At 64.9% G+C, this 12,302-nt stretch carries 12 protein-coding genes and 3 pseudogenes; 3 read left to right on the top strand and 12 right to left on the bottom strand.

Annotated features, from left to right (window positions below; translation table 11 throughout):
• Window positions 1–73: 73 nt before the first annotated feature.
• The 4 genes and pseudogenes from ACQ86J_RS20180 to ACQ86J_RS20165 form a co-directional block, all read right to left on the bottom strand.
• Entirely contained in the window at window positions 74–640 is a 567-nt protein-coding gene (locus ACQ86J_RS20180) for a hypothetical protein (RefSeq protein WP_431266919.1), read from the bottom strand.
• On the bottom strand, window positions 637–1,308 hold the full coding sequence (locus tag ACQ86J_RS20175; RefSeq protein ID WP_431266918.1) for a sulfatase-like hydrolase/transferase: 672 nt from the start codon (window positions 1,306–1,308) through the stop codon (window positions 637–639). Before ACQ86J_RS20175 ends, ACQ86J_RS20180 begins: the two co-directional genes overlap by 4 nt.
• Window positions 1,309–1,408: 100 nt before the next feature.
• Window positions 1,409–1,717, bottom strand: a pseudogene (locus ACQ86J_RS20170) (sulfatase-like hydrolase/transferase); the annotation flags it as partial.
• A complete protein-coding gene (locus ACQ86J_RS20165; protein WP_431266917.1) occupies window positions 1,714–2,652 on the bottom strand; it encodes a formylglycine-generating enzyme family protein in 939 nt (312 codons plus the stop codon). The gene ACQ86J_RS20165 and the pseudogene ACQ86J_RS20170, both read right to left, overlap by 4 nt.
• A gap of 277 nt (window positions 2,653–2,929) precedes the next feature.
• Between ACQ86J_RS20165 and ACQ86J_RS20160 the strand changes: the two genes are divergently transcribed.
• Window positions 2,930–3,364: a secondary thiamine-phosphate synthase enzyme YjbQ gene (locus ACQ86J_RS20160; RefSeq protein ID WP_431266916.1), complete on the top strand. Its 435-nt coding sequence runs from the start codon at window positions 2,930–2,932 to the stop codon at window positions 3,362–3,364.
• Window positions 3,365–3,535: 171 nt separating this feature from the next.
• Here the strand turns inward: ACQ86J_RS20160 and ACQ86J_RS20155 are convergent, their stop codons facing one another.
• Window positions 3,536–3,898: a metallophosphoesterase gene (locus ACQ86J_RS20155; RefSeq protein WP_431266915.1), complete on the bottom strand. Its 363-nt coding sequence runs from the start codon at window positions 3,896–3,898 to the stop codon at window positions 3,536–3,538.
• Between the two features lie 245 nt (window positions 3,899–4,143).
• On the opposite strand from ACQ86J_RS20155, the gene ACQ86J_RS20150 reads away from it, so the two are divergent.
• Complete coding sequence (locus tag ACQ86J_RS20150) at window positions 4,144–4,407, top strand: DksA/TraR family C4-type zinc finger protein (protein WP_431266914.1); 264 nt, start codon at window positions 4,144–4,146, stop codon at window positions 4,405–4,407.
• A gap of 664 nt (window positions 4,408–5,071) precedes the next feature.
• Window positions 5,072–5,473 (top strand): hypothetical protein, encoded by a 402-nt coding sequence (locus ACQ86J_RS20145; RefSeq protein ID WP_431266913.1) that lies wholly within the window; start codon window positions 5,072–5,074, stop codon window positions 5,471–5,473.
• A 423-nt stretch (window positions 5,474–5,896) separates the two neighbouring features.
• Here the strand turns inward: ACQ86J_RS20145 and queE are convergent.
• From queE to ACQ86J_RS20110, 7 genes and pseudogenes are all read right to left on the bottom strand, one after another.
• Window positions 5,897–6,523 (bottom strand): annotated as a pseudogene (gene queE / locus ACQ86J_RS20140) (7-carboxy-7-deazaguanine synthase); the annotation flags it as partial.
• Window positions 6,520–7,098 carry a 6-pyruvoyl trahydropterin synthase family protein gene (locus tag ACQ86J_RS20135; RefSeq protein ID WP_431266912.1) on the bottom strand — a complete coding sequence of 193 codons (579 nt, stop codon included), beginning with the start codon at window positions 7,096–7,098 and terminating at the stop codon, window positions 6,520–6,522. The pseudogene queE and the gene ACQ86J_RS20135, both read right to left, overlap by 4 nt.
• The gene (gene queC, locus ACQ86J_RS20130) at window positions 7,091–7,816 is read right to left on the bottom strand and encodes a 7-cyano-7-deazaguanine synthase QueC (protein WP_431266911.1); all 726 of its coding nucleotides are present in this window, start codon (window positions 7,814–7,816) and stop codon (window positions 7,091–7,093) included. Before queC ends, ACQ86J_RS20135 begins: the two co-directional genes overlap by 8 nt.
• Window positions 7,817–8,010: 194 nt before the next feature.
• Entirely contained in the window at window positions 8,011–10,068 is a 2,058-nt protein-coding gene (dpdA, locus tag ACQ86J_RS20125) for a tRNA-guanine transglycosylase DpdA (RefSeq protein ID WP_431266910.1), read from the bottom strand.
• A complete protein-coding gene (locus tag ACQ86J_RS20120; RefSeq protein WP_431272726.1) occupies window positions 9,968–10,237 on the bottom strand; it encodes a hypothetical protein in 270 nt (89 codons plus the stop codon). The genes dpdA and ACQ86J_RS20120 overlap by 101 nt, the downstream gene beginning before the upstream one ends.
• A gap of 45 nt (window positions 10,238–10,282) precedes the next feature.
• Window positions 10,283–11,271, bottom strand: a pseudogene (dbpB, locus tag ACQ86J_RS20115) (DGQHR domain-containing protein DpdB).
• 102 nt (window positions 11,272–11,373) lie between these two features.
• Window positions 11,374–11,925 carry a hypothetical protein gene (locus tag ACQ86J_RS20110; protein ID WP_431266909.1) on the bottom strand — a complete coding sequence of 184 codons (552 nt, stop codon included), beginning with the start codon at window positions 11,923–11,925 and terminating at the stop codon, window positions 11,374–11,376.
• Window positions 11,926–12,302: the final 377 nt, after the last annotated feature.

Genomic DNA, 12,302 nt, shown 5'->3' with positions numbered 1-12,302 from the left:
GGATCACGCCGCAGGCTTCCGTAAGAAGCCGAGCTACCGCCCTGGCGACGCGCTCAGGCTTGCCCGCGCTGCGTCACTGGCGTGTCCGCCGCAGGAACTCCTGCACGATGTTCGACATGTCGAAGGAGGTGCCGCCCTGCACGGGCGGGTACTCCGCCAGGGTTTTCAGGTGCTCCTGGACCAGCTCGGTCATGGGCTCGAACACCCATGACACCTTCTGCGCGAGGTGCCCGTAGGAGTCCTTGCTGTCGTAGCTCTCGAAGGGGTCGCTGCGGATGTTGATGAAGAGCGGCGCGTGACGCGCCGTGATCACGTCGTAGTAGTTCTCGCGCGTGGCGAAATGCAGCTTCCATGGCCCCATCCGGACGGCCATGAGCCTGCTCTCGAAGTAGTAGAGGAAGTCGTTGCGCCGGCTCTCCGGCGCCCTGCCAGCCCAGTAGTCGAGGTTGTTCACGCCATCGATGTACTGCCGCTTCTCCGTCCGCATACGCTCGACCACGTCTGGCACGCCAGCAGCCGCGGCGAAGGTCGTGAACATGTCCTGGTGGGCCTGGATGCCGTTCAGCACCTGCCCCGGCTTGATGACCCCTGGCCAGCGGAGGAGCGATGGCACCCGCACGCCACCCTCGTAGGTGGTCATCTTCTCCCCCGGAAGGGCGTGGTCGCGCCATACGGCCAGGAGGAATGCTCGGGCCCGTTGTCGGTCGAGTACCAGACGATCGTGTTGTCCTCGAGCCCGTTCTCCCGCAGGAAGTTGAGGACCAGCCCGATATCGTGGTCGTGCTGCAACATGCCGCTGCCGTGGAAGTCGTCCTCGTGCGTGTAGCGGTCGGCAGCGTAGCGCCACCTCTCGTTCAGACGCGTGTAGAGGTGCATCCGGCTGGTGCTGAGCCAGACGAAGAACGGCCGATCCTCGGCCTGGGCCCGCTTCATGAAATCGAGCGCCTTCGGGATCACCTCCCCGGCGTCGAAGTCCTTCATGCGCTCCTGGCCGAGTTGCCCCGTGTCCTCGATCCGCTGCTTGCCGACCCGGCCGAAGCGCGGATCGACGGTCAGATCATCGGTGTCGGTGGCGAAGGCGTGCAGCACGCCGCGCGTGCCGTACCGGCGCGCGAAGGCCTCCGGGCCGCCGGGGTAGGCGCGCGCGAAGTTCTGGTAGTCGCGGTACTCGTGCTGCTCCTGCGTGTTCAGATGGTAGAGGTTGCCGAAGAACTCGTCGAAGCCGTGCGCCGTGGGTAGGTGCTCGTTCCGGTCGCCGAGGTGGTTCTTGCCGAAATGCCCGCAGCGGTAGCCGACGGGCTTCAGCACCTCCGCGAGGCAGGGCGAGGCGGGCTTGAGCCCGAAGCTCGTCGCCCGGCATGCCGACGGTGACCATGCCGGAGCGGATCGGGTACTGCCCGGTGATGAAGGCGGCGCGCCCGGCGGTGCAGGAGTTCTGGGCGTAGTGGTCGGTGAACTTGGCCCCCTCGTTGCCGATGCGGTCGATGTTCGGCGTGGTGTAGCCCATCGTCCCGAGGCCATAGGCGCTGACATTCTGCCAGCCGATGTCATCGCCCCAGATCACCAGGATGTTCGGGCGCCGTGGCTGCCCGCCGCCGGCCCGGGCGGGCGCCTGGGCCTGCGGCGCCTGGGCGAGCGCAGGCCCGGCACCCAGGCCGGTCGAAAGGGTCGCCGCGGTGCCGAGCAGCACGTCGCGCCGCGTGTTCTTCTGGCTCATCCCTGCTCCTCCCTTGGTATCCGTGCGGACCTCGCCACGCAGCGGAAGCCGACATGGCAGGTCGAGGTGTCCACCGGCTCCGGATGGCGTGCAGCGGGCCGGTAACGGCGGCAATAGCTCGGCGCGCAGAGGAAGCTGCCGCCCTTGAGGACCTTGCGCGGAATGCGGATCCGCGGCTGCGCGGGATCGAGGCTCGCCGCCTCCGCCGCGCCGCGCGGGTTGCGCGGCACGCAGCAGGGCTTCGCAGGATCGGCAGGGTGGCTTGGCGCGAACCAGTCCTGCGTCCATTCCCAGACATTGCCGATCATATCGAGCAGGCCGTAGCCGTTCGGCGGGAAGGCGCCGACCGGGGAGGTCGCGCGCCAGCCATCCTCGGCGGTGTTCTTGTAGGGGAAGGCGCCCTGCCAGGTATTCGCCATGTGCCGGCCGCCCGGCGTGAACTCGTCGCCCCAGGCATATTCGGCATCAGCCAGGCCGCCGCGCGCGGCGAACTCCCATTCGGCCTCGGTCGGCAGGTCCTTGCCCGCCCATCGCGCATAGGCCAGGGCGTCGGCGTAGGCGACATGCACTACCGGATGCTCGTCCAGGCCGACGAGATTGCTGCCGGGGCCGTAGGGGTGGCGCCAGTCGGCACCGGCGCGGAGGTCCCACCATTGGAACCAGTCGCGGGTGTCCACAGGCCCGCGTGTCTTGCGGAAGACGAGGCTGGCGGCCCGCAGCATCTCCGGGCGGGCGCCCGGATACTGGCTCGGGTCAGGTGGAACCTCGGCGACCGTGACATGGCCGGTCGCCTCGACGAAGCGGCGGAACGCCGCGTTCGTCACCGGTGCGCGGTCGATCCAGAAGGCGTCCACCTCGACGCGGTGGGCCGGTGCTTCCTCAGGATAGTGGCGGTCCGATCCCATGACGAAGGAGCCGCCCGGAATGCGGACCATGGCATCAAGCGCCTGGGCGGATCGGTGCTCGGCTGTGCCGGACAGGACCGAACTGTCTGGGAAGCTGCGCCGATCCATCATACGTCCACATGTGGCCCGCCGACCTTGCCACGGTCAGATTCGCGCATGTGTGGCCAGAGTTGTCCGGCCTCATCACGGCTCTGTCAGGTCGCTGCCGTTGAGCGGCGTCCGGCGACCTTCGGCTGCGGCGCGCAAAGGACCGAATGTCGGCTCGGGGTCGCAGTCAGACATGGCTTATCATGCCGGAAGGAAGCGAATGCACCAGCATCTTCACCGGGTCGTTGCTGACACGCCTGGCCGTGGCTTGGTGGACGTCACCAGCCGCATCTGCCCTTGGGTCAGTGCGCAGGGCATCAGCACCGGCCTGCTGACGGTTTGGTGCCGGCACACCTCGGCTTCGCTGTTGGTGCAGGAGAACGCATCACCGGACGTGCGGGCCGACCTGAAAACATTTCTGGCGCGCCTGGTGCCGGATGGTGGCGCCGACCACTACCGGCATGTGGAGGAGGGGCCGGACGATATGCCCGCCCATATTCGGGCTGCGTTGACGCAGACCCAGCTCTCGATCCCGGTCACCGATGGCCGGCCCGTGCTTGGCACTTGGCAGGGGATCTATCTCTGGGAACACAGGACGAGCCCCCACCAGCGCGAACTAGTCGTGCATCTGCTTGGCGCACCGGCGCATGGATAGGGGCCTGGCCTTATGAAGATCGCATCGCCTTCGTGCGGGGTCGCTTCGCAGCGGTGATCTGTGCCAGCGTCGCCGGCCCGAAATCCCAGGCATCGACGCCGACATCGGTTTGCCGCGGCAGCGGTGTCAGGCGGCCGTGACTGTGGCCATGCAGGTTGAGCCAGCCCCGGCTCATGTTGCGCCATGTACGGAAGGCGTAGTGGCATAGCACAAGGCCGACACCATCAATTCGATCTCGGCATAGGGTCGGACGCTCGACCAGCCGGCGAGGCTCATTGTCGCCGCAGAATCGTTGTTGCCGGTGATGAGGTGCTTGCGGCCGTGCAGCCGGCTGAGCAGTTCGGCCATCTCGGTCTCGGGCACACCGATGGCGAAATCGCCGAGGTGCCAGACCTCGTCCTTGGGGCCCACGGTCGTGTTCCAGCGATCCAGCATGGCCGCGTCCATCTCCGCCACCGATGCGAATGGCCGGCGATATAGGCCCCGTGCTCCGGCATGGCCGAAATGGGTGTCGCTGGTGAAGAAGACCGCCATGTCGCCATCCGATCCGCTCAACCGCTGCAGTGTAGCGGATCTGGCTGCCGGCGGCTCTGGGTCGCTCTGACGTCGATTGGGGCCGAGCTTCGCGCTGTTAGCCTCTATCGCTAAGCGATCGACAGCACTGGTCCTGGCCCTGCGCATTCGTCCGGCGAGAGCGCCAGTTTTCAGGCCAGGGCCACTTTGGCCGTGACGCCCTCAACCCCATTTCTGGTGGGGTCAAACCGAGAGGAACAACGGACATGGCGACGGGCTGGGCGCCAGAAGGCGCCGTGCAAGATCAGATTAATGACACGGTCATGGACGGCGTCCTTCGAGCGAGGGCGTCGATGCCGGTGGGCGTGAGCCAGACGCATTGCGATGAGTGCGGCGAGGAAATTGCGGAAGCGCGGCGGCTGGCGATCCGAGGCGTTCGGACCTGCGTACCTTGTCAGGCGGAGCGTGACCGCAGGCCTGCTAGTTTCGGCATAAACCGTCGAGGCAGCAAGGACAGCCAGCTAAAGTAGTGTCGCCCTCTAGCAGGCAGCATCGGGTCTAGCCTGCGTGCTGGGTGCGATCGCTCTGGTCGTCCGGCAACCCGCGGCACCTCCAGCGCTGGAGACGCGTCAGCGGGCTGGCTGGGCGATGCCGGTGGTCCCGCCAAACATAAGCGTGCCGTCCGGATGGACGCAGATGGGATTGTCGGGGCTGAGCAATGGGCAACAGCTTGGGGGCGGAGAAAGCGATTTGGCTTGCAGCTTTGACCGGCAGGCGATGGGCATCCTGAATGGAGGGTCAGTGCGCCGCCCGAAGATCTTGTTATTTCGATGCGATAAGGCTTGAGGGTTAAATCGGGCTACCCTCAAGGTTCAGAGACTCTCCGGCATTTCGGAGAAAAAACCCGCCCTCATTCCGGACCAGTACCATCAAGGTAGCGGCTGAAACCGGCCGGAAACCTGCGCCTCAGCGCGGTGCCCTGGTCAGGAGAGACAGGTTGTGAGGAGGCCGACTGGAGCAGCGGTAGCAACCCGGGAATGAGAATTCTCTGGGCGAGGTGCGGCGGCAGGTATGCGAACTTGACGAAGCCGGATCTTGATCGTCCGCGAGTGGCGGGACGTATTTCGAGCACGCGTTCCCTGCGACGCACCTAGGAGATCGTCGCTGTTGCGGGCGTCGCCTCGCATTCGTATCGTGCTGGGACTGATCTTCTCGCTAGAAGGATGCAGGCGGGTGACCTTGTACCTCGTGACGTTTGACCTGCATGGCGCCAGACAACCGCCGGGCAACCTCTACACGGATATCTACAGCGACATCCGCAAGCAATTCCAGGCTGTGAACTACTGCAAAGACTTCGGTCAGATATGCCTTGTACGGAGTGACGAGGATGTCGCCGTAGTGAAGAACCGCGTCAAGGCCATCATAGATCGCTATGGGAATCAATTTAGTTCGAGAGACATCGTCGTCTTCTCAGTCGGGGAAGAAATCTCAATATCGCGAGGGACGAAGGACGAGGAACTCCGAAAATTTCGACAGTTTTTTCGCAACTCCAGGAATGCCTCTGAATACCCGGATTTGGACAGAGGTTTTTATTAGTTCAGCTATCTTCCAAGGGAAACGAACTATGGATCTACCGTTAGTCGCTATCGAGATTAGCGATCCGCCACCGACGCTGTCAAAGAGTCCGCCAGTAAGGGCGCTTAAGCGGAGCAATCCATACTTCAGGGTGGACGAGTTTCGCAAGGAGGGTAGCGCTGCAGGAGGACGTCAGGAGTGGTTCTATGAGCAACTCAGGCTGATCTCAAAGACACTCGCCAGCCGATATGTTCCTTTCGCCTTCACTGATAAGACTGGAAGGCGGTACGTGCTTGACCGCGGCGCAGTGAAATTTGCCGCAAACGTTGGGTTCATTTGTGCTCTCGAAGAAGACGGTTCGGGACTGGTTCGTGAGGTGGTTCTGGTGTCAGCTCCTCTCTGACCCTGAACACGAGGTACCCAAGCGTAAATCGCGGTCAACGAGATTCCGAGCAGCTTGTGGGTTTGCAGGCTCAGTTGCCACCTCGGTCTCTGGAGGCAGACTTCGACGGCTTTTCGCGTGTTCGCCGCCACCTCGGGACCGTCCATCGGCTGCAGCGAGAAGCGCGCAAACCGCAGTCTCTCGAGGGTATCGAGGTCGATCTCGGGCTGAGGAAACACCAGCTTCAATTCGTCGCCTTCGAGCAGGGCCAGAGGAGCGCCCGCCTTCGGGCTCACACAGACCCAGTCTATCCCGGCGGGGGCAGGTGCCACTGTGCCGTTGGTCTCGACCGCTATTTCGAAACCGCGTTCGTGCAAGGCAGATACCAGGGCGTCGTCAAGCTGGAGCAGTGGCTCCCCACCGGTGCAGACGACGAACGGCGTGCCGCCGCCCGGCCAGGCCCCAGCGATCGCGTCGGCCAATGCCCCCGCGTCGCTAAACCGTCCACCGCCCGTACCGTCCATGCCGACGAAGTCGGTATCGCAGAAGCGGCAGACCGCGGAGGCGCGGTCCTCCTCCCGACCAGACCAGAGATTGCAGCCGGCGAAGCGGCAAAACACCGCGGGGCGGCCAGCATGGGCCCCCTCGCCTTGCAGCGTGTAGAAAATCTCCTTTACCGCGTAGCTCACTGCGCGGCACCGGCGAGAGCACGCGACGGCGCATCGCTTCCAGCGGTTGCGTCCAAATCATTGATGCTCATGTCAGGCCGCGTCCACCATGGCCTAGTCAGCGGCACGCGCGGAAGGATCGCTCGGGGGTCACCGGAGAAAGTGACAGTATTGGTCGGCGTCTCGTCGATCCGGATCTCTGCGCACACGAGTCGTCCGCCATCGCCGTCGAGAAAGGAGTTTAGCTTCGCCATCATGCAGGCGGCGAGCACTTCGGTTGTGGGATCGCCGGGTGTTACGAGGATCCGAGCTAGACGGTGCGGCTCCCGCGCAGCAAACCAGTCGAGCAGAGGATCGTCGGCCGACAGTTGGAGCGAGTGGTCGACGTGGTCGTCGATCCAGCGGTGCCAAGTACCCTTCGCGCGCTCGAACGGCACGACCATGTTCGCGCCGCCGTCGAGCGGCGCCGGCGACGTGGCCTGGAGCGTGACGGTGACCAGTTCATTGTGTCCGTGCGGTACAGCGCACTTCTCGGATAGGCCGGCAATCAGCCTGTGCGCCATCGCATACCGCCGCGTGAAGACGAGGCTAAACATCTCTCATCTCCTCTGCTGGGCTACCCGAATACGTCGTCCAGCCCCGCTGTCTGAGGTCGCAGGCAGGACAGGTGCCACAGCCGTAGCCCCAGTCATGCCGCTGCGTTCTATCGCCCAGGTAGCAGGTATGCGTTTCCTCCCGCACCAGGCTGACCAAAGTCTCTCCCCCGAGGTCAGCGGCCAACTGCCAGGTCGCCGCCTTGTCGATCCACATGAGCGGGGTATGCAACACGAAGCGACGCTCCATGCCGAGGTTCAGGGCGACCTGCAGTGCCTTGATGGTGTCGTCTCGGCAATCCGGATAGCCCGAGTAGTCCGTCTCGCACATGCCGCCGACGATGTGGCGCAAGCCTCTGCGATATGCCAGGGCGGCCGCGAACGTGAGGAAGAGCAGGTTGCGCCCCGGGACGAAGGTGTTCGGCAGTCCGTCCTCCCGCATGCAGATTTCCGCGTCCCGCGTGAGCGAAGTGTCTGACACCTCGGCGAGGGCATCGAGCCGGAGCGTATGGTCGTCGCCGAGCTTCCCGGACCATGCCGGGAAGCGCTCGGTAAGCGCGCTCCGGAAGGCGGCCCGACACTCGAGTTCAACCCGGTGGCGCTGCCCGTAGTCGAAGCCCAGGGTCTCGACTCGTTCGAAGCGATCCAGCGCCCACGCAAGGCAGGTTGCGCTGTCCTGCCCTCCACTGAACAGAACCAAGGCTCCTTCTGATCCGCTCATCGCACCGCTCCTGTCCCTCTCCGGCTAAGCCTGCGCGAGCTTGAGCAGGGGCGGTTCCGCTTGCTCGCGAGCTTTGCGCGCCTTCGATGCGTTGCCCACAACCCGGGTGAGGAAAGCGGTGAGCGTAGCAATGTCCCCACCGGTGTTCTGGATTGCCTTCCAGTGGCGGCGGTCGCCGCCGCCGGAAGTCCCACTCACCCGAGGTCCACGCCACCTTGTCCACGAGGCAGCTCATGCCGGCCGCGAAGTCCTGCCAGGTACGCGCGCCGTCGGATCGGTGCAGGAGGTCCATGACGTAGCCCATGGCGACGATGCCCGCGCCGTGCACTAGCCGGGAGGTCTTCGGCGTCTGGTCCTCCCAGGCGTCGCAGAAACACGTAAGCGACGGCCTTAAAGAACTCCTGGGCGAGCCCGAGGCAGAGCTCCACACCGTTGTCCTTGGCGATCAGAAGCCGCATCGCTCCGTCGCTAAGCGAGTTCAGGAAGAACTTCTGCACCGCGATGTCGCTGATCACGCCCGTCGGGCTGGTGTGCTGCCGGATTCGCCCCTCGAGCGGCTCGAGGCGGTTCATCCGTGCCGTCAGGTCCGCCGCGATGGAGCGTTCGGAAAGTCGGCGCGGAAGGCCGCCGGGCACGGTCGGCAACAGCTCATAGATCAGCGTCTTTGGGAGCGGGCGCGTGTTGTTGATCAGCACAGATTGGCGCCGCAACTCTGCTTCGTCGCGGCAGACCAGCGCCGAGACAAAAATCTGGAAGTCCTTACCCTCGACCTGAGACAGGGCGGTTATGCGCTGCTGGCCGTCCACAATCAGGCCGGGTGGGCCGGCGGCCACGTCGACGGTCACGCGGCACACGCCGTCTGGTCCCTGCTCCACCTCGACCCCGGACGTGAATGCGACGACGATCGGGTTCGGCAGCACCGCCTCCGGGGTCTCCAGGTAGTCCCTGATCTCCCGGATGTGCGCCGCAATCTGCGGGCGCTGGAAGCCGCTGAGTTGTCCATCCGCGTCCCGCGCCACGCGTTCGATGGTCGCAAAGCGGAGGACTTCGGACGCGCTAGCTGCAAACGAGAGCACTGTGTCTTGAGGGCTCTGGCGTGCCATGACGGCCGAAAAGATCAGCTTGGTCATCGGTGGGGGCCGTCTCCAATTGTCGAGGTCGTCGACTAGGGTTTTGAACACTGAGAGGTTGTGCATGCCGCGCCGCTTGTTGCGGTTGCTCGCGCGGAAGATCACCACCTCGATCGAGGCCTGTCGGCACACAGTGCAGCCGCACGCCTTCCAAGGACGGTCATGGAGCGTGCGCTCGTAGCGGGACCGGAGCTCCGTCACCTTCCGCGGCGAGACAGTGCCGCCTGGCTCTTCCAAGAGAGCGGGCACGTCGTAGGCCATCACCGCGTCAAGCGCCTCTGCCAGCCCAACTTCCTCGCGGTCGTAAGCGCGCAGGGCATGCAGTGCTCGCCGCTCGAGATGGAGGAGGTCCTCCTGGCGCCGCTCGCCGCGCTTTGCGAGGCGCTGCAGCTTCGGGTTCTCAATGGCCTGCGGGATCCGGATGGCGGTGTAGTAGTCCATGCGGCCATCCGCACGGCGAACGTAGTAGTTGCTCTTGGCGTCCTTGAATGCCCGGAGCAGCGGGGACGTCGTGTCGAAACTGGTAATCCGGAAGGGCCGGAAGTCAGCGATGTCGTCAGCCTTGGCAAAGCCGAGCACGTGCAGGCAGGCCTCCGGCGGAATGGCATCGCGGATGGCACGCAGGCACGACTTGATCTGGGGCGTCTTGAGAGGAACCGTCCCGCCGACGGCAAGGTACCGATAACCCATGGCGCATAGGCGCCGCGCGGCCTCGGCCATGCTCCCGGGCGACCAGCCCTGGATCACGCCCATAGGCGTGAACCGGTTCGCCAGCGGTTGCGCTGCCCGCAGGAACTCCCGCGCGTTCTCCTGGGTGATATCGAACCGGCGCTTCGCTTCGCCGTTGCCGCCGCCCAAACCTACTGTGTGCTGCTCCTCAAACTCAAAGATGATGTGGTCAACAGAACATCCATGGGTGAAGCCCGCGTCGTCGTAGAAGGCGAGCATGTCCTCCGGCGTGTAGGGCGGCTTCTCCGCCTTGTGGTAGGCGAAGGCGCCGCAGTCGCCGAACACCAGCATGTCAGCATGCTTCGGGCCGTCGAGCCTCAGAAGGCGCGGGCGCCCTCCCGCCGAAAGCGCTGAGCCTGCGCCGCTGTGTACTTTCCCCGCCAACAGGCCCATCGCCGACGATTGCGCGCGAGACAAGGACGCCGTCGTAGGGCATCGGGTCCAGGAACTCGTGCGGATACAGGTCGTCCCAATACGGTCGTCGCTGGGGCGGACTGCGGTCCGCCTCGAAGTCGTAGAGCGGATCGATGTAGTCCAGACTGTCGGCGTAGATGAACTTCATGCCGCCGCGCCCCGACTGGATTCGTAGTCGAGGCGGATCAGGAGATCAGCCAGTCCACGAATGTGGCGCGGAACGCTTTGCACCTCGTCCCAGGCGAGTCCGAGGTCCCTCCCAAGCGCCCTCCGTCCAGGCGCAACGAGGCCGTATGGCACGCAGCGCGGCCGCGACTGCCTTTGACTGGTCCGCTGCGCCTTGCGTGCGCGCGAGCAGCCTGTCCATCAGGTATCCCATGGCCTGGATACCGGCAGAATGCATCAGTCGACTGCGAGTAGGTGGGAGGCCCCATGCGTCGGGGAACGCCTCCTTCGCGGCGCCCCAGAAGACCACCAACTGCTGGTACATCGCTTCGAGGTCGGGTGCGCCGCCCGCGCCAACCTTGTGCGGCGACAACACGCCAAGAGGCGAATTCAGGCTTCCCTTGATGACCGTGATCAGGGCGCTGTCGACCACGACCCCCTTCGCTTCGTCCCCGTCGGAGATGCGGCGCACTAGGTCGCGGAACGGCGAGCCTGGCCGGCGATTCAGCCAGTTCACCAACTCACTTGGGATCCGGCGTACCGAAAGATCTCGTGGCAAGAAGGCGGAGGTCTCGGGCAAAAGTTCATTGATGAGGCGCGCCGGCAGGGCGCGGCGCTTGTTCACGAGGATGAACTGCTCTCGGTGGGTCTCGATGTCAGCAGACACGAAACCAATAACCGGCACCACGATGTCGCGGTTCTTCGTTCGGGCAAGCGCAAGAGATCGCTGTTGTCCGTCGACGATCCACGCCGCCCGCTTACCCTCGGCCGAACTGGGATCGTCAGCGTGCCCGATTGCGCGACCTCGATCAGACCTTCGGGCGCTGGCCCACGTGAACTGCGGAACTCGATTTCCGGCGCAAGCGCCAGGATGATGGCGTTGGGAAAGAGGACAGGGCCGTGATCGAGAAAGTCGGCAATCTGCTTCACATGGCTGCGGATCTCGGGCCGCTGGAATCCGTGGAGGGCTTCGCCGTCATCGTCGCGGTGAACCCGGGCAATGTCGGCTACCTGCAGGACCGTCGGGCCAGGAAGGAAGAACGCAAAGACGTCGACACCGGTGCGCTTGACGCGTCCGCACCGCCCGCACGACCACCGGCTCAAACTTCGGCCTGCGCGTCATCGCACCAACTCTCCCTGTGTCGCCGCCGCAAACAGGCGCCTGAAGCGGCCCTGCTCGCACGCTCGGCCGGCATGACGCCGCAGCAGACGCAAAGTCTCGCCGGAACGCCCTCCGGATTTCGGCAGCAGTTCGCGGATGACGGCAATGAGTTCGGCGTCGGTGCCGACTAGGCGCCGGGGATGACCGGAAGGCGAGAGAGGCTCAAGACACCGCTCCACCATGTTGGCGTGGTCGGCCGGCGTCGCATAGGGAACCCGGCGCACGACTTCCTCGGCAAAATGCCTTGCGGCGCGCTGCGCGAAATCGCCGCGCGTTCCGGGATCCGGACTTCCTTCGCCATCAAAGCGCAGATCGTATGGCATCCACAGATGGGTGAGTTCCGCAGGCACCGACCCGCGTGGCGGGCCGACAATCCGCACGCGCGACAAGACGTCGTCCGGCATTGCGCAGAGTTCGTCGGTGAGAAGCTCTAGGTAGGTGCTCGGCAGAGCGAGGATGGCCAATCCGCTCCGGCTCGAAAGCAGATCTGTGAGGGCACTCTCTTGCATGTCGAGCGCACCTTGCAGAAGCTCGCCACCAGTCGCCTGGCGCGAAGCCACTTTGCACCTTGTGGACTATGGAGTCGGGATCCCCGCCCACGACCGTCAGGCTGTATGCGGGAACCGCGGCGCGGGAATCTACCAGGCCGAGGCCGGCAGAGACGATTCGAAGGTCTGCCCCGACCGCGGCCGCCGCCCGGCGGGCCTCAACGAGGCCCCGGCCCATGTAGAGTTCCCCGGCAGACACCCTGCTTGCCGCGCCGCGGACCCTTTCGGCCCATGCTGTAGCCAGATTGAGTAAGGAGCCTGACTCAAGGCAAGCCGCGCGAAGTCCCGGTTCTGGGGGCAGTCGCTTCCGCCGACTGCATGGCGCCAGGACCAAGTGA

Source organism: Dankookia sp. P2 (assembly GCF_050632255.1).
Taxonomy (GTDB): Bacteria; Pseudomonadota; Alphaproteobacteria; order Acetobacterales; family Acetobacteraceae; genus Paracraurococcus.
This window is presented reverse-complemented; position numbering and strand designations above follow the sequence as displayed.

Excerpts from the sequence above, each read along its gene's own strand:
- ACQ86J_RS20120 (WP_431272726.1), bottom strand. The coding sequence starts at position 10,237 with ATGAAGTTCATCTACGCCGACAGTCTGGACTACATCGATCCGCTCTAC.
- queC (WP_431266911.1), bottom strand. The coding sequence starts at position 7,816 with ATGAGCGGATCAGAAGGAGCCTTGGTTCTGTTCAGTGGAGGGCAGGAC.
- ACQ86J_RS20110 (WP_431266909.1), bottom strand. The coding sequence starts at position 11,925 with ATGCAAGAGAGTGCCCTCACAGATCTGCTTTCGAGCCGGAGCGGATTG.
- ACQ86J_RS20180 (WP_431266919.1), bottom strand. The coding sequence starts at position 640 with ATGACCACCTACGAGGGTGGCGTGCGGGTGCCATCGCTCCTCCGCTGG.
- ACQ86J_RS20165 (WP_431266917.1), bottom strand. The coding sequence starts at position 2,652 with ATGGTCCGCATTCCGGGCGGCTCCTTCGTCATGGGATCGGACCGCCAC.
- ACQ86J_RS20160 (WP_431266916.1), top strand. The coding sequence starts at position 2,930 with ATGCACCAGCATCTTCACCGGGTCGTTGCTGACACGCCTGGCCGTGGC.
- ACQ86J_RS20135 (WP_431266912.1), bottom strand. The coding sequence starts at position 7,098 with ATGTTTAGCCTCGTCTTCACGCGGCGGTATGCGATGGCGCACAGGCTG.
- ACQ86J_RS20150 (WP_431266914.1), top strand. The coding sequence starts at position 4,144 with ATGGCGACGGGCTGGGCGCCAGAAGGCGCCGTGCAAGATCAGATTAAT.
- dpdA (WP_431266910.1), bottom strand. The coding sequence starts at position 10,068 with ATGGGCCTGTTGGCGGGGAAAGTACACAGCGGCGCAGGCTCAGCGCTT.
- ACQ86J_RS20155 (WP_431266915.1), bottom strand. The coding sequence starts at position 3,898 with ATGGCGGTCTTCTTCACCAGCGACACCCATTTCGGCCATGCCGGAGCA.